Source organism: Nostoc sp. DedSLP04 (assembly GCF_034530775.1).
GTDB lineage: Bacteria > Cyanobacteriota > Cyanobacteriia > Cyanobacteriales > Nostocaceae > Nostoc.
Genome location: NZ_JAVRCL010000016.1, coordinates 48,669 through 69,113, shown reverse-complemented (window position 1 = coordinate 69,113; position 20,445 = coordinate 48,669). Strand labels below are relative to the sequence as shown.

The 20,445-nt window shown below is 43.5% G+C and carries 16 protein-coding genes; 7 read left to right on the top strand and 9 right to left on the bottom strand.

The annotated features are described in order from the left end of the window. Nucleotides 1–54 precede the first annotated feature (54 nt). From RMX89_RS12010 to RMX89_RS11985, 6 genes are all read right to left on the bottom strand, one after another. On the bottom strand, nt 55–2,169 hold the full coding sequence (locus RMX89_RS12010) for a xanthine dehydrogenase family protein molybdopterin-binding subunit (protein WP_322689086.1): 2,115 nt from the start codon (nt 2,167–2,169) through the stop codon (nt 55–57). Beyond that, nucleotides 2,166–3,161 carry a xanthine dehydrogenase family protein subunit M gene (locus RMX89_RS12005; protein WP_322689085.1) on the bottom strand — a complete coding sequence of 332 codons (996 nt, stop codon included), beginning with the start codon at nt 3,159–3,161 and terminating at the stop codon, nt 2,166–2,168. The genes RMX89_RS12010 and RMX89_RS12005 overlap by 4 nt, the downstream gene beginning before the upstream one ends. Beyond that, nucleotides 3,158–3,871: a 2Fe-2S iron-sulfur cluster-binding protein gene (locus RMX89_RS12000; RefSeq protein WP_416211977.1), complete on the bottom strand. Its 714-nt coding sequence runs from the start codon at nt 3,869–3,871 to the stop codon at nt 3,158–3,160. Before RMX89_RS12000 ends, RMX89_RS12005 begins: the two co-directional genes overlap by 4 nt. Before the next feature lie 769 nt (nt 3,872–4,640). Then, nucleotides 4,641–5,693: an aromatic ring-hydroxylating dioxygenase subunit alpha gene (locus tag RMX89_RS11995; protein ID WP_322684079.1), complete on the bottom strand. Its 1,053-nt coding sequence runs from the start codon at nt 5,691–5,693 to the stop codon at nt 4,641–4,643. A 183-nt stretch (nt 5,694–5,876) separates the two neighbouring features. Continuing rightward, nucleotides 5,877–6,314: a secondary thiamine-phosphate synthase enzyme YjbQ gene (locus tag RMX89_RS11990; RefSeq protein ID WP_322675067.1), complete on the bottom strand. Its 438-nt coding sequence runs from the start codon at nt 6,312–6,314 to the stop codon at nt 5,877–5,879. Between the two features lie 73 nt (nt 6,315–6,387). Continuing rightward, a complete protein-coding gene (locus RMX89_RS11985) occupies nt 6,388–7,557 on the bottom strand; it encodes a pyridoxal phosphate-dependent aminotransferase (protein WP_322684078.1) in 1,170 nt (389 codons plus the stop codon). Nucleotides 7,558–7,959: 402 nt separating this feature from the next. Here RMX89_RS11985 and RMX89_RS11980 point away from each other — a divergent pair, with 402 nt between their 5' ends. The 5 genes from RMX89_RS11980 to RMX89_RS11960 all read left to right on the top strand — a co-directional run bounded on the left by RMX89_RS11980 (nt 7,960) and on the right by RMX89_RS11960 (nt 13,675). Beyond that, nucleotides 7,960–8,952: a hypothetical protein gene (locus RMX89_RS11980; protein WP_322684077.1), complete on the top strand. Its 993-nt coding sequence runs from the start codon at nt 7,960–7,962 to the stop codon at nt 8,950–8,952. Between the two features lie 284 nt (nt 8,953–9,236). Beyond that, nucleotides 9,237–9,428, top strand: coding sequence for a hypothetical protein (locus tag RMX89_RS11975; protein WP_322675070.1), 192 nt, complete (start codon nt 9,237–9,239; stop codon nt 9,426–9,428). Between the two features lie 90 nt (nt 9,429–9,518). Beyond that, complete coding sequence (locus RMX89_RS11970; RefSeq protein WP_322675071.1) at nt 9,519–10,670, top strand: AI-2E family transporter; 1,152 nt, start codon at nt 9,519–9,521, stop codon at nt 10,668–10,670. A gap of 207 nt (nt 10,671–10,877) precedes the next feature. Then, nucleotides 10,878–11,624 (top strand): hypothetical protein, encoded by a 747-nt coding sequence (locus RMX89_RS11965; protein WP_322675072.1) that lies wholly within the window; start codon nt 10,878–10,880, stop codon nt 11,622–11,624. 881 nt (nt 11,625–12,505) lie between these two features. Further along, a complete protein-coding gene (locus RMX89_RS11960) occupies nt 12,506–13,675 on the top strand; it encodes a homocysteine biosynthesis protein (protein WP_322675073.1) in 1,170 nt (389 codons plus the stop codon). 135 nt (nt 13,676–13,810) lie between these two features. On the opposite strand, the gene RMX89_RS11955 is transcribed toward RMX89_RS11960, so the two are convergent. Then, nucleotides 13,811–14,833: a hypothetical protein gene (locus RMX89_RS11955; RefSeq protein ID WP_322689084.1), complete on the bottom strand. Its 1,023-nt coding sequence runs from the start codon at nt 14,831–14,833 to the stop codon at nt 13,811–13,813. A gap of 378 nt (nt 14,834–15,211) precedes the next feature. Between RMX89_RS11955 and RMX89_RS11950 the strand changes: the two genes are divergently transcribed. Then, nucleotides 15,212–16,105, top strand: coding sequence for a tetratricopeptide repeat protein (locus RMX89_RS11950; protein WP_322689083.1), 894 nt, complete (start codon nt 15,212–15,214; stop codon nt 16,103–16,105). Between the two features lie 168 nt (nt 16,106–16,273). Here the strand turns inward: RMX89_RS11950 and RMX89_RS11945 are convergent, their stop codons facing one another. After that, nucleotides 16,274–16,894, bottom strand: a complete 621-nt coding sequence (locus RMX89_RS11945) for a TMEM165/GDT1 family protein (RefSeq protein WP_322689082.1) — start codon at nt 16,892–16,894, stop codon at nt 16,274–16,276. Nucleotides 16,895–17,473: 579 nt separating this feature from the next. Continuing rightward, nucleotides 17,474–18,433, bottom strand: coding sequence for a protochlorophyllide reductase (locus RMX89_RS11940; protein WP_322689081.1), 960 nt, complete (start codon nt 18,431–18,433; stop codon nt 17,474–17,476). 585 nt (nt 18,434–19,018) lie between these two features. On the opposite strand from RMX89_RS11940, the gene RMX89_RS11935 reads away from it, so the two are divergent. Continuing rightward, entirely contained in the window at nt 19,019–20,425 is a 1,407-nt protein-coding gene (locus RMX89_RS11935; RefSeq protein ID WP_322689080.1) for an AAA-like domain-containing protein, read from the top strand. Nucleotides 20,426–20,445: the final 20 nt, after the last annotated feature.

Here is a 20,445-nt window from a genome sequence, read left to right as displayed (position 1 = left end):
CCCAAAAGCTTCTTCTCAATGCCCAATGCCCCATGCCCAATGCCCAATGCCCTTTTAGATCAACTTGTCAGGTGTAATGGGTAAATCACGGATGCGCTTACCTGTGGCATGGTAAACTGCATTGGCGATCGCAGCTGAAACACCTGTGATCCCAATTTCGCCTACACCTCGTACACCTGCTGGGTTGAAGTTGAAGTCAGGTTCGCCGACGAAGGCCACCTGAATGCGAGGAATATCTGCATGGGCTGGGAAGTGATAGGTAGCAAGGTCATAAACCACGGGATAGCCGATGTTTGGATCGACTTGGCACTCCTCCATTAAGGCTTGCCCAATACCCATAATCACGCCACCACGGACTTGACTGGCTACTGTCTTAGAGTTGATAATTCGCCCGATATCCATGACTGACACCCAGCGCGTCACCCGCAAACGTCCGATTTCTTCATCCACGCTGACTTCGCAAAAATGTGCGCCCCAAGATTGGAACGCCCATTCCTTTGTTTCATCGCCAGGAGCGGAGGATGCTGTGACTTCAATTGCTGCTTGGCCGGACTGACTCAGAGTTGCAAACGCCTCCTGTGCGGTCTTAGCATTAGCAGTTTTCAGAACTTGCTCACAAGCTGACATGACCGCCGGGAGGAGAGATGCTGTCATCATGGAACCACCCGCCATGCCTCCATCTGGTAGTAAGGAGTCGCCCAACTCTACTTGTATCTGTTCGACGGGTAGCCCCAATGCATCTGCTGCTGTGGCCGCAACAACGGTATATGCGCCAGTGCCCATGTCATTCCCAGCCGTGAGAACATGGGCAGTACCATCTTGTAGCAGCCGTACCTTGACTGATGCTGCACCTCGCCTGCCAGGGTAGGTTGCTGCCGCCATCCCCCAACCAATGAGTTTGCCATCGCGTGTCAAAGAACGGGGCTGTTTTGGTCTGTCTTTCCAGCCAAATTGTTCCGCACCCAAGAGCAAACAGTCAGCAAAATGTTTGGCTGAGAATGGCTGACCATTGCGCTGGTGTTCTTTAGTTTCATTTTTCAGGCGCAGTTCTACCGGGTCAATCTTTAGCATCCAGGCCAACTCGTCCATCGCTGACTCCATCGCCCACATCCCAGGATTCTCTCCTGGCGCGCGCATGAATGTTGGTGTACCGATGTTCAGCACCGCTAGTTCCTGCTTCAGTTGCAAATTCGGCGCTGTGTACATAACTGGCGTGACTGAGGTACAGGGTTCTGTAAAGACATCCACTGGTGAGGTACAGGATTTTACCTCATGGGCGATCGCAGTTAAACTACCATCAGCAGTTGCTCCCAAACGCATAGTTTGCTCGGTTTCGGAGCGATGTCCGGCGTTCGCTGTCATTTGCCGTCGGCTGAGGACGACTCTGAGAGGACGCTGAAGTTCACGGGCTGCCGCAGCACAGAGAATACCGTGGGGCCAGGGAAAGGCTTTAGAGCCGAAAGCTCCACCCAAAAAAGGTGTGACGACATGAACCTGTTCAGTTGGGAGTCCAAAGAGTTCTGCATAGGTGCGCCCAGTTGCCAACACCCACTGAGACGGCTCGTAAACAGTGAGTGAGTTTGCATCTTGCCAGTGGGCAATGGTCGCATGAGGTTCCATCGCCGCGTGCAGTTCGATGGCTGTCTTGTAGGTGGCTGTAAGTTTCGTTGTTGCACTTGCCACCCCTGCCGCAAAATTCCCTTTTTCAAACTTTAACTCTTCACCCAAGTGCGGTGGTGCCTCCTTGAAGGTGGCGAGTGCAGCTTCCACGACTGGCTTTTGGCTTGTGTATTCCACCTTGACCAAATGCGCTGCATCACGCGCCCGCTCGAAGGTGTCTGCTACTACCAAACCGATAATTTGTCCTGCATAGTGAATTTTGTCATCCGACAACGGCAGACGAGCCTCGTAGATTTTCGAGGTCATAAAGTCATTGGCTGGCATAAACACTTTAGGCGAGTTTTTATGCGTAAAAACATCTATCACACCTATTGCCTTTTCTGCCCCACTGGTGTCGATGTTTTTAATTTGCCCATTGGCAATGCTGGCGGTGACAAGATAACCGTGAACCAGACCTGGAATTTGATGTTCTGCGGCGTAGGTTGCCGTGCCCGTAACCTTTGCCCGTCCATCTTTGCGGTTGACGGCAGTCCCAATTACTTTGTTCATACTACGCCTCCTCCTTTAGCTGACACTGTGAGTGCGCGACGAATTGCCCGCTTTGCCAAGTCAACTTTGAAACTGTTATGAGTTAATGGTTTAGCTTCTTGAAGTGCAATTTCTGCCGCCTGTTGAAACGTTGCAGTATTGGCACTCTTGCCGATCAAAAACTTTTCTGCTTCCTTTGAGCGCCAAGGTTTATGGGCTACGCCACCCATTGCCAAGCGCACATTCTGAATCTGCTCGCTTGCTAAGTCAACCGCAGCTGCCACAGAGACTAACGCAAAGGCATAGGAAGTGCGATCGCGTAACTTTAGGTAAACCCCTGATTTGGCGAACGGCACTGGGGGCAAAACCACAGAGGTAATCAACTCACCTGGCTCTAAGTTTGTATCTCGCTGGGGTGTGTCCCCTGGTAGTCGGTGAAAGTCTGTCAATGGTATCTGCCGCTTACCCTTGGGGCCTTCCACAACAACAACAGCATCCAGAGCCGCAAGAGGGACACACATATCTGAGGGTTGAACTGCCACGCATTGGTCACTGGCCCCAAGGATGGCGTGCATCCGGTTGATGCCCGTTGCTGCTGGACAGCCGCTTCCCGGTTGCCGTTTGTTGCAAGGGAAGGCGGTATCGTAGTAGTAGGGACAGCGAGTGCGTTGCAGTAGGTTGCCCCCTACGGTTGCCATATTGCGGATTTGCTGAGACGCACCAGAAAGAATCGCCCGCGACAGGATTGGAAAATCGCGGCGAACATCAGGATGGTCTGCCACTGCTGTGTTACTTACTAGCGCTCCAAGGCTCAGACCACCCTCATTTGTGCGTTCAATGCGCTTCATCTCTAATCGAGAGATGTCGATAAGTTGCGATGGCTCATCTAGAAAGACTTTGAGACGGTCAACCAAATTCGTACCGCCCGCAATCAATATCGCATTTTGGTCATTTGTTGCCCGTTCAACCGCATCTTTCACAGAGGTAGCACGGGTGTAAGTGAAGTTGTTCATCTGAGCATCTCCTGGGGTTCATTGACCATCACATCTGCGGCAGGAGAGGGCGGTTTTTGTCCCGTTACCTGCTGGACTGCTGCCACAATGCCGTTGTAAGCGCTACATCGACAAAGATTACCACTCAGTCGCTCTTTGATTTCAGCTTCAGAGAGTTCAGCCAACTGTGGGGGACAAGTCAAATCTGGGGTGACAACGCTAGCACAGCCGCGTTTGATTTCATCAAGTAAGGCAACAGAAGCACAAATCTGTCCTGGGGTACAATAGCCGCACTGGAAGCCATCGTTATCAATGAATGCTGCTTGCACTGGATGGAGAGTATCGCCCTTGGCCAGCCCTTCAATGGTGACGATCGCCTTGTCTTCCTGCATCACTGCCAAACTCAGGCAGGAATAAACTCGCTCACCATCGATCAGAACAGTACAAGCCCCACACTGTCCGTGATCGCATCCTTTTTTGCTGCCCACTAGCCCCAAGCGATCGCGTAGCGCATCTAAGAGTGTGACACGTGGCTCAAGGTCGAGGGTTTGCTGCTCGCCGTTAACAGTAAGTTTCACATTCATCTCACCTGGGTTACTTTGGCTAGCTTCCTTTGCTATAGTTGTCTGATTGAGTAATGAGGGAGCGGCTATAGCCGTTCCGGCAGCAGTCAGTGCCTGTCCCAAAAAACCGGGTTGGGATGTTATTTCTGCCCTTTTTTTGTCTTCCATAATTCGTACTTCTAGATTGAATAATGCAGTAATTCTGAAAACTTAGGGATATGCATAGCTATTTAGTATTGTGTACATAATTAAGGTTGAGTGCAGGTAAGAGTCTGGGAAAATAAGGAAAAAATCAGACAAAGTACGCTTCTCAAAATAGCTGGATCGTCTTCTCAGCCGTGGATTTAGCATAATATTGCTGTTTGTCCCACCTCTATTGACTAGAGCGATCGTTCGCTGAGTATTTCTTAACAAAACGAAATATTTTGTATTGGGTTAAAATGCAATACGCTTGGGTTAAGGCTAAAACTCTTTATCAAAGTCAACTTTTTTAACGTAGACGCTTCTCCTGTCGGAGACGCTACGCGAACGGCTTGCCGCAGGCTACCGCAGAGGCGCAGAGAAGCCAGTGCGCCCTTGCGGGTTCCCCGACTTGTTCGCGCAGCGTCTCCCCTTGGGAGAAGCAACTGGCGCGAAACAGAGAGAAGAGATAAAAATGCTCAATGTCTATTTGAGGCTAAATTCTCAGTTTTGGTTTTTAGGCGATGTCTACGACGTGGCAAGAGAAGTAAATCTGGCATTGCAGAACAGTGGGATTACAGCTATTTTCAGGTAAATAGACCACCCAGTAGGGGCGCAAGGCCTTGCGCCCTTACAACAGATGTGGTTCAAATACTTGAATTCTGCTGTAATTTGGGCAAGCAGGGGAGGCAGGGGGAGAGATCAGCCTTAGTTGCTAAATCATCCCGCAAAGGGAGCAAGGCTGTAAATCTCAATTTTAAGCACGCCAACGGAGTATTTGACCCTTGACAGGATTGACAAATTCTCGTCTTTCAGCGACTGATCGAGCATACTCCCGCTTTAACTGGTAGTACCACTGTGCCTGCATATCTGAGTCTTTAATCAGCCGCAGCACAGGATTATATTTCAAACCAATTTGCTGTTTTTCTACCACCGTTCGGTCTTGGCCAATGAAAGTCCGCGCCAGCACGTGTAACAGTGGCTTGAAAAATCCTACCCAAGGAAGTGTCCAGTAAAGAGCAAAAGTTACCTCCGTTTCTGTGTCTGAAATTGGTGTAACTGCCGTCAAATTAACGACTCGATTATTACCAATGGTGGTTTCTTCAATTCTGACTCCAGGTAAACGAAAGGAAATTTCTGTTTCCGGGACACCACCGCCAATCAGCCAGTATAATCGACCCCCATTCGCAGGTAATCGGTGTCGTCGCATCGTAAAGCCGTAGGGCGAAGCATCAAATTGCTTTACTTCTTCGTGCAATTGCTCATTTCGCCACCACCAAGCGCGATGAACGTAGGGTGAATGAGCCGGGTCCATCAGACCTACCACTGCATGATCTATAAAACAAGGAAATTTTACCACTTCTACAAACTGGTGCGATCGCCCATCAAACCCTGGAATTACCGGAATTTCCATTTCAGATGCAGGTTGAGGGTTATCGGGATCGGGCATATATATCCAGATATTCCCTTGGGCTTCGCGAACACTATATGACTGCACGTCGAAGCGACTCAAATCCATTTGCTGTTCCTCCACAAGAGAAGGTATCGCAGTACAACGCCCAGCAGAGTTAAAGCGCCAACCGTGGTAACAACATTCAACTTCTTGCCCGTTGAATCTCCCACAACTCAAGGGCACACCACGATGGGGGCAAATGTCCGTTATTGCAGACACTTTACCATCTTGGCTGCGAACTAACAGCACCGGTTCTCCTAAGAAAATGCGGCTAATCATCATGCCTGGCTTGATTTGATTGCTAGGCAGAGCATAGTACCAAGTATTACGTAATACAAAATTATCGTTATTTTTCATAGTTAATTGCGTCTGCCTTTGACACAACAAAAGTCCTGGTTTGTGGAAAGGAAGGTGATGCTGGAAAACATTCTTTCAGGTTTTTAATTGCTGTAGATAAATTCAACTGATGTACTTCTTGATTGTGTTCGTAATTCTCTCAGATTTAGGTTGTTCTCAGAGCATTGCAGGTGTGAAGTTGCATTATTCACCAGAAATTTGTACAAATACCGTTCTTTTACGCGGGCCATCTAACTCAAAAAACAATACAGATTGCCAGGTTCCCAAAGCTAATTTACCATCCACAATGGGAATTATCTCATTTGTGGTCAGCATCATTGCCATCAAATGAGAGTGAGCATTAATCGGCTCATCTTCTGGGACATCTCTTAAATGCAAATCATTATGCAAATAGCGGTCTGATTCTGGTGCGATTTTTTGCAAAAATACTTTTATATCTTCTAATAATCTGACTTCATTTTCATTGATAGATAACGCTGTTGTAGTGTGTTGAGAAAATACTAAAGCTTGTCCATTTTTAATTGATGTTGAGGCAATAAAATCTTGAATTTGTGGGGTGATATTATGAATATTAATTTTTGGCTCAGTTTCAATTTCAATTAACTTATGAATAATTGGCATCTGTTGAATTTTATATTTGGGATTGGAGGCAGGAGGCAGGAGGCAGGAGGCAGGGGGCAGGAATGGATGACTTTTAACTCCTAACTATAGTTTCCAAACCCTGCACTAATCTTTCTATACCTTCTTTTGCTGTCTCTTTTTGTAATGCCCCATAGGCAACGCGTAGATAGCATCCGTCATCTATGCCAAAAGTTGTACCTGGAATAACTGCGACTTTATGTTCCTGGATCAGTTGTTTGACTAACTCAAAAGCATCCATCTGGGTATGAACTTTGAGGAAAAAATAGAAAGCGCCATTGGCAGGGATAATGCTACATAAGCCTTGTAGACGATTAAGGGAGTCTAATACTAGTTGGCGTACCTGAGCTATAGCTCCTATATGACTCTTCAAATAATCCTCTTTTGCCTGCAATGCCCCTAAAGCTGCATATTGAGAAATGACTGGCGGACAAATCAAAATTGTATCTTGGACTTTTTTAACAGCGACAAGTAAGTGTTTGGGAATCACCATGTAGCCAATGCGCCAACTCGCAAAACCGTATGCTTTAGAAAAGCTATAAAGAGAAATGGTGTACTCGCTGCTATTACTAAATGAGCCAGGTGAAACGTGTTTTACACCGTTATAGGTAAAGTATTCATAAGCTTCATCGCTGATGTGGTAAATACTGTGAGTAGCACAAATTTGATTTACTTGGCGCAATGCAGCTTCAGAATAGACAACTCCAGTGGGATTATTTGGTGAAATCGTCACCACAGCCCGTGTTTTAGGAGTAATTGCTTGAGCGATCGCATCTGGGCGCAATTGGTAATTTTCATCCGTCGCCACTAATACCGCACGACAACCAGCCATTGCGATCGCCATTTCGTGGTTGAAATAGTAGGGGGTATTGAGAATAATTTCGTCGCCTGGGTTAGTGATAGCAAGAATGGCATTCATAAATCCCATATTGCTCCCTGCTGTCACAACAATGCAGTTTTCCCCGTTGATTTCAATCCTGTTGAAGGCTTGCAATTTCCCTGCAAGTGCTGTCAGTAGAGGGGGAATTCCCTCAACTGCTTTGTATAAATTATTAGTTGGTTCGGCTAAGAATTTGGCTAAAAATTCTATGGCTTCATGTGGTGGGTTGTAAGAAACAACACCTTGTCCTAGAGAAATGGTTCCAGGAGAGTTTTTAATCAGTTCCCCAACCACAGGAATAATTGGCGATTGTACCGCCTGCATACGAGAGGTTAGGGATTCCATATTTTCTTGCCTATGTACCTGCTTTTAGTATCTCTTACTGTGTTGTTTTTTGCTGCATATATTTTTGTTTTTAACCGATTTGTACCTTTAAAATTTTCTTTTAAAGGCAATCAGATATACTTAAACAGGTCTAAATTTTATTTAGACTAGGACTTACGCAAGTGTCACCAAAAAATCGGATTTTTAGTTTGTAGTAAGGGCTTTAGCCCTTATTTTGAGGACTAAAGTCTTCACTACGAACTGAAAATAATATGCCAGTTGCGTAAGTCCTGTAGACTATACTTTACGGAAAATTTATAGAGATTTTAAACTGGATTGATATTAGTGGATATCTATCTTTTGGAGTGTAAGTTAGAATGCCATTAGAAAGTTAAAGCTTACATACTATTAATTAATCAAAATATGTTTATTTCACAACGTGGCATTATCACCTATGCTTACGGAGCATCTTATTATATAGAAATGGCCAAGTCATTAGCACGTTCTCTACGTCTTCATTCACCAAATATTCCGCGTGCTATTGTTACCGATCGTGAAGATGATAAAGATTTGCTAGAGCTTTATGATTGCGTTATCAATCTTAGAAAAGAATACGGTTCTAACGTAAAGCAAAAATTTCACCTTTATGATTATTCTCCATTTAAATATACACTTTGCATTGATAGTGATTGCATAGCAGTAAGGGATATTAATTTTATTTTTGATGATTTTAAAGGCAAAAGTTTTAGTGTGGCAGGTGATGTATATCTTCAAGCAGGCGATAAAGATACATTCATTAATGTAGATGACACACTCAAACGATTTAATCTGACAAAATTACCTAGATTTAATGGAGGTCTCTATTATTTTGAAAAAAACGATACTGCTAAGGCATTTTTTGAAACAGCACTAGAATTGGCAAGGGATTGGCAAACGCTAGGTATTAGTGAATTTCGTGGTGATGGCCCTAATGATGAACGTATTTTTGGTCTAGCTATGATGCTACACAATCAAAGTATGTTTGAAGATAATGGTCTGATGATGCGAACACCTATTGGTCTTCGTGGTTCTTTTAATATAGATGCTATTAAAGGTAAATCTACTTTTCAAAAATACAATCAGGTGGTGTCTCCGGCTCTTGTACACTTTGCCTGCGTTTGGGGAGAGCATCCCGTATATCATCGTGAAGTAAGAAAGTTAAAAAACCTAGATAAAGGTGCAGCCCACCAGGTCAAGTTTAATATATTTTCCGCAATTCAATATAAGTTTGGCTATCAGATTGCTCTATTAAGATATATAGCTAAACGTGTACCTAAAAATCCTCAATATATTCAAGCTAGAGTGAAAAAACTTTTGATACAACTGTCTGAGTTGATTAAAACTAAATATAGAATTGAGGCAGTTCAGAGCAAATAAAGTTTGCTAAAACTCTGCATTCCTTTGTGTTTAATTTAAATTACTCAAAGGCTGTTTTGGTTACTTTATGTCAAGCTTTAAGAGTCTATAAGGTGCTGTCTGGGGTTCAGACACCACTAACAAAGTGTAATAGCGATCGCGTCTCACATTCTTCGTTGCTGATAGGTACTAAAAATTATATTTTTGTGAAAACCACAAGGATTGTATCTGTGGGTTTATTCTAGAAACTACACGGTACAGCACAAATTTGTATGTACCACAAAAATCTGTATTGCCGTACTTTTATGGAAAATCAACTAGGATTAATTCTAAAACTGCTTTTACTTTCGGCTTTGTTATCAGTATTGATTAAGTATGCAGGGCCAAGTCTACCAATTCCGGCGACAGCAACCAACGCGCTGATTATAGTATTTTTGCCGATTGCGATCGTAGCGATCGCTCTACTGTGGCGATTTCAAGCAGAAAAACAAAATTAACTCAAATCATTTACGCACAAGTTCCTAAAATCAGCTAACCTAGCTTAATTACAAGAAAATTGCATCTTGCCAACGGTTGGGAGTTAGCCTGTGAACCTCGGTCAATGGATCGGCTTAATCGCCATAGTTCTTTCTTTATACATCTTGTGGCAAATTCGGGAAGTGCTTTTGCTGATGTTTGCCGCAGTTGTGTTAGCCACCACCTTAAATCGGCTAGCGAAACGCTTCCAAAGCTTTGGGATGAGGCGCGGATTCGCCGTCCTCCTAGCAGTAGCTATCTTTTTCGCAGGTGTTGTGGGTTTTTTCTGGCTAATTGTGCCGCCATTTGCCCAGCAGTTTCAAGAACTAACCTATCAAGTTCCTAGAGGGTTTGGACGCTTTAATAGTTGGCTTGATGCCCTGAGAACTCGTATTCCTGACCAGTTAGTTCCTTACATCCCAGATATCAATAGTCTCATCCAACAAGTACAGCCCTTCGCCAATCGGCTACTGGGAAACTCCTTTGCTTTTGTATCTGGTTCTTTAGAAGTCGTCCTCAAGATTTTGCTAGTGTTGGTTTTAACAGGAATGATGTTAGCCGACCCCGTGGCTTATCGCAAAGTGTTTGTACGGCTTTTTCCCTCATTTTATCGGCGGCGGGTAGATGGAATTTTAGATAAGTGTGAAGTCTCTTTAGAGGGATGGATTACAGGCGCTTTCATTGCCATCTTTGTAGTGGGCGTGATGAGTCTGATTGGCTTATCAATTTTGCATGTCAAGGCAGCACTTGCTTTAGCGGTTTTAGCGGGATTTTTTAACTTGATTCCCAATCTGGGGCCAACGATGAGTGTAATCCCAGCAATGGCGATCGCTTTCTTAGATGAACCTTGGAAAGCGATCGCTGTCTTAATTCTCTACTTTATTATTCAACAGATTGAGAGTAATTTCATCACGCCTGTTGTCATGGCGCATCAAGTCTCATTGCTGCCAGCCATAACCTTAATTGCCCAGCTATTTTTCGTCACTTTCTTTGGCTTTTTAGGATTATTTCTAGCCCTACCCCTGACTGTTGTCGCTAAGATTTGGTTGCAAGAAGTATTAATTAAAGATGTTTTGGATGAATGGGGAAATAATCATACACAAGAGACTGAGTTTGTGATAGTTTCTCAATCTCCAGAAGCAGATGATAATTGGAAAGCAGAAAATACAGACATTAAGAAGAAGCCATCGATTGATGATGACATCTTGAAACCAGAAGATTAGTCACTCAATTTTTGATTGCAGAAAAAGGCGATCGCTTTGGGGTTTGATAATAAGCGATCGCAAACAAGTATATGGTGGATATCCAATCTCCGATAGACATCACAATCGCCTATCATCTTTGTAAAACTCACCTGCTAGGTGGACGCTACTAAAAATCAAGCAGACAATAGGGGGAAAATAATCAATTCATATATTGGAGGGTAAGCTTTGAAACTAAATCAAGTTATTGCGATTTTACAAACCGTTAAAGCTAACACCACAAAAGCAAAAACAGGCATATATCATCTGATTCAAAAAAGTGCAATGTTTCAAGGGATTTCGCGGACATTTCAGCCAGTGGCTGAAGATGGCTTCGTATATCCTCCAGAAAATCAGACACTGCAAATGAAAGCAGAAGATTTGCTGAGTCAATTTGAGCAAGCTTGTGCAGAATTATTTAACTTATGTGCCACCCAAGATTGGGCTAATGCCCAGGCTAAAGCAGATATAGTAGTTGACGGAACCACCATTTTACGAGAAGTACCCGTTTCTTACCTCTTGTTTTTGGAAAAGCAGTTAGTTGATGTTAAAACGTTCATCTCAACACTGCCTGTTCTAGATACTAGCGAATCTTGGGTTTACGATCAGCAGCAAGAATGTTTTGCCACTGAACCGAAACATACCACCAAAACCAAAAAAATAGTTAAACCTGTGGTGCTGTATGAAGCCACAAAAGAGCATCCCGCGCAGGTAAAAGAGTCTTCAGAAGACGTGCCAGAAGGAACTTGGCGAACAGTCAAGTTTTCTGGAGCAATTTCTCAAGCAAGACAAAATGAATTGCTGCGGCGGGTAGATAGGCTCATGCAAGAAGTGGTTTTTGCTAGAGAACAAGCAAATAGTTTAGAAGTTACTCAACAAAATCAAGTTGCCCGCTCAATTTTCGGCTACTTGTTTTCACCCTCAACATTTAGGTAAAATAGTTTTGGAGCGCAAGTTTAGTTTCAGTGTCTATAGGAGAATATGTAGGTTCGAGTCCTACTCCCTCGACTTAATTAAACCGAGGGATAGCCAAAGGGTAAAGGTACTCCTCGACACAATCAACCTTATATTTAGTCTTAGGCTATTGCTCCAAGCTAAGGTTAAAAATTCACGTTCTGTATCAACCTCTGCGAATTAATGTCAGTGGGACATGGGTTCAAATCTCGTCCGGGTCTCCAAAATCTTGACCTGGTAGTTTAGCGGTAAAACACCACGACTTAAAGATTAAATTTGCAGAAACCGGAAATTAACTAGGCAGAAATTGTGAAAACATACTGAAAGCTGTAAACTTTTGGTACCAACCCCCAGACATGGACATTGCCTGGGGGATTTTAATTGGAAGAGGTTCGTTAAAATTATTCATGAACAACAAAATCCTCAGCTTCTTAAAAAATTGAGGATTTTGCAATGCGGCTAAATCTAAAATCCAAAATTAATTAACTGATTTTGATTGATAATGCAAGGCTTTATTTATAGTAATTTTACGTAGTGATAAAAAATATTTTAGACAGATAGAGCTTGCTTCCCCCAAAAAATGTACAATTTGGACTTTGCAATATTTGAATTGTTTTTTTGGAATTTTAACCTTATCCAGGGTGTTAAGCTGTCACGCAGATATTGCTGGCAAATGTTTCGAGATGAATAGAGGTATGAGTAAAAATGAATGTCAAAACGTAGTCATGCTACATCTCTACAAAGGTTCTAGATAAATGTATTTAATTATACTAAGTGTCTAATTTACGCTACTCCCCATTACCCCTTATCCCCAGAGGGGGCCCCACCATCCCCATTCACCAGGAAGCGCAAGCACTGATAAGATGCGAACAATTGCAGAAATTAACGAGAAAATTAGTCGCCAACGGGCGGTAGTGTTGACAACTGAAGAATTAAAAGCACGAGTTGTAGAAATCGGTGTTATTAAAGCTGCGAAAGAAGTTGATGTAATTACCACTGGTACTTTTGAGCCGATGGAATCAAGTGGTGCAATTATCAATCTGGGACATACCGATCCCCCAATAAAAATTCGCCGTTGTTGGTTAGATGGCGTGCCAGCATACTCTGGTTTTGGGGCAGTAGATTTATATTTGGGTGCGAGTTGCGCTGTGGAGACGACGGATGGGGAAGAAGTGCGAGAACGTGGTGGTGGTCATGTAATCGAAGATTTGATTGCTGGTAAATCTATACACGTGAAAGCGCAAGGGCAAGTAACAGATTGTTACCCCAGAGCAAATTTTGAAACTACAATTACCAGTGACACAATTAATCAGTTTTATTTATTTAATCCGCGCAATCTTTATCAAAATTTTATTGTTGGTGTAAATGGTGGCGATCGCCCCCTTTTCACCTATCTCGGCCCTTTACAGCCGCGTTTGGGGAATGCTGTTTATTCTAACCCCGGTGCGATTTCCCCCTTACTCAACGACCCCGATTTGCAACTCGTTGGTATAGGTACTCGAATTTTTTTAGGCGGCGGTATTGGCTATGTCGCTTGGGAAGGCACTCAGCACTTCCCCTTACAAAAGCGTTTAGCTAATCGTACACCGATCGGGCCTTCCGCCACTTTAGCTTTAATTGGTGATGCCAAACAAATGGATGCTCATTGGGTGCGGGGGTGTTACTTCAAAAGTTATGGCCCCTCATTAATGTTAGGGGTTGGGGTACCACTACCTGTATTAAATGAACAAGTAATTGAACACTGCGCTGTCCAAGATAGAGACTTAGTAGCCCCAATAGTAGATTTTTCCATTCCCCGGCGCGTCCGTCCCACCTTTGGTTTAGTGAGTTACGCCCAACTCAAATCTGGGTGGATCGCCATAGAGGGCAAAGCAGTACGCTCTGCCCCCTTAGCGAGTTTGTTTTTTTCTAGGCAAGTCGCCTTAGAGTTGAAAAAGTGGATCGAAGCAGGTACGTTTACCCTGACAGAACCAGTTTCTCCAATTCCGATGGAGCGATCTTTTCTACCCCAAGACCGGCGGACGGATTTTTGATTGGAGCAGGGGAGGAGGGAGACAAGGGGGACAAGGGGGACAAGGGGGACAAGGGGAAATTATTGAACAAATCTCCCCCATCTTCCTTGTCTACCTTGTCCCATGCCCCATGCCCAATGCCCAATGCCCCATTCCCTACTCTTGAGTCGGTTTCGGTCGCTTGATCGGTTTAGGAGCGGGTGTTCTTGGTATAGGTTTTGACACCACTGAAGGGTCGCCACCTGTACTTGTTTTCTTGATGGGACGAGGGGTTTCGCCAGTGCGTCTGGGGGGGAATGGTTTTCTACCACCAGCACCACCAATGCCAGCACGAGGCCCACCTTTAAATGGTGGTTTGCGTTTTTTGGGTAAATCAGCGATCGCCTCAGCTTTTTCTACTACTAAAACGTCTGCTTCCCGCTTGGCTTGGAAGTCCCAGAATTTTCCCACTGCTTTGGTAGTTAGCACACCCCTCAATTTCAACTTAAAATATTTGGGTTTGTCAGTTGATTTACGTGGAGCCTGCCTAATTTTGACTACCAAGCTTTTAGCATCAAAAGATTGGTATACTACTTCACCACGAACAGAAAAACCACCATCAGTAACTTCTGATGAAGGTCTGGGGGCAGTTGTATTTAGTTCAGAGTTCTCGGATAAGCCATCATCGAGTGTCTGTAATTGCAACTCCAAATCCGATTCGTCCTCATCTGTTGAGTTTTTAGCCAGATTTTCTGGCTCCCAAACTCCGACGATTTGGATGTGCAAGGTATCATTTTCTTGTCTGGTACGTGGGTATACTACCCACAAGTGTTCTTTTTCTAAGTCTAGATGATTCTTGACTAAGCTCATAATCCGGCCTAGGAGGACGGCATTGAGTTCTACACCATCTGTGGTCAGCAGCGTACCTTGAGTAAATTGTTCGCTGCTAGCATGATAGCGACCCCGGACTAAGCCGATCGCTCGATACTGCATCGGTTCGCTGGGAGGTGGAATCGGTTGCTGTCGATTAATCAAGTTTCCATTTGAGTCAGTCTCGCTGGTGTTGACAGGCAAATTGTCAACTTGTTTAGAGGACTGGGCTGCTATGCGAACATTAGCGCCTGCCTCTACGTTAGTTGGGCCCTGGTTAGAGGCAGAAGAATTGGAAGATTCAGGCAACGGCATCAGGTCGGAATTCATAAAAACTCCTTGCGGCACAGACACATCCCATTGTGGGATTTTACAAAGGCAGCTGGAAAGAGCATTTGTGCGACTGCTGAAAGTATATTGGCTTTTCACAAAATCACACTAGGGTACTCTATACAATCCTAAAGGCGCTAAATTTAATGTATAAACACTAAATGTCTAATTTAGCGGCTTTACACTAGTTTCGGAAGCATATCATAGCTACAATTCTGACGGCTCCTCCTAAAGTCATCACTTACTTTAGCAGTGTGGATAGTTAATTGTTATAAAATTCACAGGCAATTGGCGGTATTCCGCAAAGTTTTGGAAATTTTTAACTTTACGATTTGTGTAAATGATAATGTCATTAAAATTTAGGAGAAAGACAAAACCGTGTCTCAACCGCGCAATCGTTGGATAGTTCAAGTCGTCTTAGCGGTGGCAATTCTTGCTTTTGTGGGTGTTTCGGTGATTCCCATAATTGGAGCATTTAATAATACGCCACCCTCAAGTCAGAATACCGCTAGCACCAGAGGTAGTTCGCCCTCTGCTGACCAAAAATCAAAACTGGAAGACGAAGCACGGGGTTATGAACAGGTTTTGCAACGGGAACCAGAAAATCAGACTGCGCTTAAGGGTCTGTTACAGGCGCGGCTGCAATTACTGAGTCAAAAAGATAAAAGTGAGGTTAAACCAGGGGATATCCAAGTAGTCATTGAACCCTTAGAAAAGCTAGCGAAGTTGAATCCCGAACAATCAGAATATTCAGTGCTACTAGCTCAAGCCAAACAGCAAATTGGCGATCGCGAAGGAGCCGCTCAAGCTTATCGCTCGATTTTGTCCACTAAACCAGGCGATTTGAAAGCTTTGCGAGGAATGGTGGCTCTATTGATCAGTCAGCAACGCCCCGAAGCAGCCATTGGTTTGTTGCAAGAAACCCTCTCTAATGCAGCCCAAGCAAATACAATTCAGCCTGGAAGTGTAGATATAGTAGCGGTGCAGGTGCTGTTAGGTTCTGTTCATGCTTCTCAGAAACGCTACGCTCAAGCTAGCTCTGTTTATGACCAGGCAATTAAGAAAGATCCCAAGGATTTTCGCCCCGTCGTGGCAAAAGCGATGCTCTTGAAACAACAGGGCAAAGACGCAGATGCAAAACATTTGTTTGATAGTGCTGTAGCTTTAGCACCTGCTCAGTACAAAGACGGAATTAAAAAGGCAGCAACGGCTTCCCCCACACCTAATCCTGTTGCATCTCCCGCGCCTTCACCGGAAAGTACGCCCAAGTAAGGGTATTGGGCATTGGGCATTTGTACTGAGCGAAGCCGAAGTATGGGGCATGAGGAAGAGATTTGGGGATAAGGGGAAGGGAAAGACTTGTTGCAAGTTCTAACTTTTGTCACCTTGTCCCCTTGTCCCCTTGCCTTCCCTGATCCTCTGCTCCCCTGCTTCTTCCCCTCATGCTCCTTCAATGGCTGCAACTACACCAAAGACTAAAAACAGACATCCGCCAATCAGGGTGAGTTGACGCTCAGAAATGCGTCCGGCAATCATTTTGCCGCCGATAACTGCGATCGCAGCACAAATGGCATGTCCTAAAATTGCACCTATTGTCACTCCAATGGGATTATTACCAGCCGCTAAGGCAATAGTGGCAATTTGGGTGCGATCGCCCCACTCTGCCATAAATGTCAACATAAAGGCTTCTATGATAATTGCCAAACCAGTCTTTTGCTTTGGTAACTGCAAATCTGCTTGTTTCACCGCAGTTTCAGCTTCTTGTACAACTTCTGTATCACAAGCAGCATTGGACATCTTACTAGCGTCATACAACAGCTTGATACCGAAGGCAATAAATAAAGCTATTTCGGCGTAATGAATATAAACTTTTGGTAACAAAGATACTGCTTGTCCAAATATCACCGAAAGGATTGTCATCGCGGCTAAAGCAGCTGTCACACCGATAAATACCAGCCGCCGTGGGTGGTGCATTGCCAAAATCACAGCAATAAAAAATGTTTTATCGCCTAACTCTGAAACCGTGATTAGTAATAAACCTGCGGTAAAAGCTGTTAACACTCTCTCAAGCTCCTGAAGAATCGTTTACCGATGTGAAGCTTGATGAGAACCAAAAGACCTCACCAAGTTTACACTTTTCGGTGTGAACTTAGTGAAGGTCTCGCTTTCAAATATTGATTATTTGCCATCTGAACCAGGCTCATCGCCAGTATGTTGATTCAGATGTACTGGCTTTTATGTTTTTATACCAGCAGCTACTCCCCTTCTATGCGATCGCAATCATACATATTTTCTATGTATCAAGTCAAGAGAGTAGACATATAGAGGTATAACTTGAGAGTGAAACAGCACATATAGCAATCCGATTTGATTTCTGAATTAATCGTAGGGACTAGGGACTGGGGACTGGGGACTGGGAAGAAGGAATAAAGGTGTACTGAGTTTTTTTCACGCAATCAAATATGAGTCCTATAATACTAATTAATTCAAAAGGCGTTGCATAAATGCGGGATGAATTGGCGGTTGAAACCATTGAAAATTCCTTCCAAATTAGGTGAAAACATCCCATGATTCAGCAACGCCATTCAAAAAAATGAATCTATGAATCATGCACAAGTGTAACGCCACCTCACTGTCTCATCAGGCAAGTCCAACCAACTTGGCGCTGAGTTCCCATAAGCGATCGCCTTTGTCGTCATCACGAGCTTGAGGAGAGACTTTTTGCACAAAAGATTTGCCATCTTTCTTCTGGCGATTTCCCCAACTCCAATAAACACCGGATTGATTATACTCAGGATCGGCAACCACGGCAGCAACCCGTTCTCCCGCCAACTCCTGAGACACATATCCCCCAGTGATGTACTTCTGGAATAATGGAAAGATTTTCTGAAACAGGGGATAGTGGTTTCTAAATAGCGGCGTTTCTGCAACACATCCCGGATAGAGAGAATTGAAGATGATACCGGTTGACTCGTGATAGCGCTCGTGCAGTTCTCGCATAGTCAGCACGTTGCAAACCTTGCTGTCTTTGTAAGCTTTAACTGGTTCAAATTTTTTGCCATCAATCATCGATATTGGCTCTTGAAATCCTTCTGCAAAGCCTTGCAAATCGCCTAAGTCGGGACGTGGTGGAATCTTTCCACCTAGTTCGTCTGGATTGTGCGTGACTGTTCCTAAAATTACCAGCCTTGGTTCTAAAGATGACTTCTTCAGATCCTCTATCATCAGGTTGCACAATAGGAAATGACCCAGATGATTTGTAGTGACAGTTAACTCGTAACCTTCTGGACTGCGTAACGGCTCTTTGATTAAGGGCATATAAATTGCAGCGTTGCACACCAAAGCGTCTAAAGACTTGCCAGTGGCTCGGAAGTTCTTCACAAATTGTCGAACACTTTCCAAAGAGCCAAGGTCAATATGTATGCTGGTATAACTGTTGTAGGGGATTTCCACGCTTTGGGCTGCTTTTTGTGCCTTCGCTAAATCCCGACACGCTAATACCACATACCATCCCCTTTCAGCAAGAGCTTTTGCAGCATACAAACCCACCCCTGAAGAGGCACCCGTAATTACAACCGTTGGCTTTTGATGTTGTTCCATTCTGTTCAGCTCCCATTGACTGTCTCTAGAATCTCATACCAGCGAGCCATCGTTGTCACCAGGTTTTTCAGGGCTGTATTTCGGCTGAACTAACGCCCTTCTATCACTCTGGTGAAAACAATAATCGAAGCAGAAAACTGAAACTATGACTAAATCAAGGTTTGAAGCTTTATTTTCTAATATAATAAATCCAAAAATATAGCCTAAACTTGGAAAGTGAGGTTCGTAAGCCTTGCAGCGATTGCTTTCTCCAAAAGTGATGGAAGAGGGCTAAGTAAGTGGGCGAGAAAATTCCCAAGTTTTTTACGAAATGTAAATACAGCACATACTTTACAAATTCGTTATTTCACAGTTTTTACAAAACTAAACATACATTGGTTTTATCGTGCTTGCCGACTTAACCTCTATACAAAAAACCTTCAAAAAAGTAATTACAATCACATTTTTGGTATACTACTGAGGAATGCAATATCAAGTTTTTTTGTTTTCAAATATTTATTTTTTTTCAGATATATTTCAGATGTATATTACTACTAGGCTGAAAAATATAAGTAGATTGCCTAACTGTTTAACAATTTATTTTCTGTGGATAAGCTTCTACAATCTGTAAAAAAAATTCTCCAAGACAAGCCTCTCGATCCAATTCAGTGGTTTGTACTTTATCAATCATGTTTGGGTAAAACTTATGGTGAGATGGCAGAGGTGTCAGGCTACGGCAACAATTACATCAAGGAAGTTGGTTCTGAGTTGTGGCAAGACCTTTCGATCGCACTTGGAAAAAGAATAACGAAAAAAAATCTACATTTAGCTTTGAATAAACACTTGCAAGACGAGATAGGTAATCAAGAAAATCAGATCCAAGAAAAGTTTGGTGAAGAATCTAGTTTAGAAATGATTTCTCCAGACTTGTTTTCAGCAAGCAAGATAGAATTTCCCAGCGGCCCTGTAGCACTAGATTCTCCTCTTTACATCAATCGCCCTTCCCTGGAAGAAGTTGTTTGTAACGAGATTTTACACCCTGGTTGCTTAATCCGGCTCAAAGCACCTAGAAAGATGGGAAAAAGTTCTCTGCTGAATCGGATGATTGCTTATGCTAGAGAGCAAGATTATCAAACTGTTTATTTGGACTTTCAAGAAGCTGACCGAGATGTTTTTGTTTCCCTGGATAAATTTTTGCGTTGGTTTTGTGTAAATGTCAGTAGGCAGTTAAATCTTCTTCCTTGTGTAGATGATTTTTGGGATATAGAAATGGGCAGCAAGGTAAGCTGCAAAATCTATTTTGAAGCATATCTGTTGCAATACATTAATGATAATCCTGTAGTTTTGGCTTTGAATGAAGTCCATCGGATTTTTGAATATCCCAATATTGCCCAAGACTTTCTGCCAATGCTGCGATTTTGGCATGAACAAGCAAAGCAAGATCGGATTTGGCAAAAACTGCGGATGATAGTGGTTCACACAACAGAAATTTATATTCCGCTTAAGCTCAACCAATCGCCTTTCAATGTAGGGATAACAATTACACTGCCACCATTTACCCTTAAGCAAGTACAGAGTTTAGCATTACGTTACGGACTAGATTGGGCAGGAAACTTGGAAGGGGAAAAACGCCTTGCACCCCTACAAGCAATGGTAGGGGGTCATCCTTATCTGGTGAGCCTTGCATTTTATCATTTATGTCAGGGAGAAATGACGCTAGAGGTGTTATTAGAAACTGCATCTACACCAGTAGGAATTTACGGTCAGCATCTACGAGAACTGTTGACCCTACTGCAAGAAGAACCAGAATTAATGTCAGCTATGGAACAGGTAATTGCAACAGATGAAAAAGTAGAGTTAGACGCGATCGCGGCTTATAAATTAGAAAGTATGGGTTTGGTTCAACTAAACGGCAATCAAGCTAGTGCCATGTGTGAGTTATATCGTCTTTATTTTAGTCAACAGTTTGGAAAGCAAAATAATGCTAATGTTTATCGTGAATTTACCAGCTAGTTTTGATTGTTCATAGTAAA

Excerpts from the sequence above, each read along its gene's own strand:
- RMX89_RS12010 (WP_322689086.1), bottom strand. The coding sequence starts at position 2,169 with ATGAACAAAGTAATTGGGACTGCCGTCAACCGCAAAGATGGACGGGCA.
- RMX89_RS12005 (WP_322689085.1), bottom strand. The coding sequence starts at position 3,161 with ATGAACAACTTCACTTACACCCGTGCTACCTCTGTGAAAGATGCGGTT.
- RMX89_RS12000 (WP_416211977.1), bottom strand. The coding sequence starts at position 3,871 with ATGGAAGACAAAAAAAGGGCAGAAATAACATCCCAACCCGGTTTTTTG.
- RMX89_RS11995 (WP_322684079.1), bottom strand. The coding sequence starts at position 5,693 with ATGAAAAATAACGATAATTTTGTATTACGTAATACTTGGTACTATGCT.
- RMX89_RS11990 (WP_322675067.1), bottom strand. The coding sequence starts at position 6,314 with ATGCCAATTATTCATAAGTTAATTGAAATTGAAACTGAGCCAAAAATT.
- RMX89_RS11985 (WP_322684078.1), bottom strand. The coding sequence starts at position 7,557 with ATGGAATCCCTAACCTCTCGTATGCAGGCGGTACAATCGCCAATTATT.
- RMX89_RS11980 (WP_322684077.1), top strand. The coding sequence starts at position 7,960 with ATGTTTATTTCACAACGTGGCATTATCACCTATGCTTACGGAGCATCT.
- RMX89_RS11975 (WP_322675070.1), top strand. The coding sequence starts at position 9,237 with ATGGAAAATCAACTAGGATTAATTCTAAAACTGCTTTTACTTTCGGCT.
- RMX89_RS11960 (WP_322675073.1), top strand. The coding sequence starts at position 12,506 with ATGCGAACAATTGCAGAAATTAACGAGAAAATTAGTCGCCAACGGGCG.
- RMX89_RS11955 (WP_322689084.1), bottom strand. The coding sequence starts at position 14,833 with ATGAATTCCGACCTGATGCCGTTGCCTGAATCTTCCAATTCTTCTGCC.
- RMX89_RS11940 (WP_322689081.1), bottom strand. The coding sequence starts at position 18,433 with ATGGAACAACATCAAAAGCCAACGGTTGTAATTACGGGTGCCTCTTCA.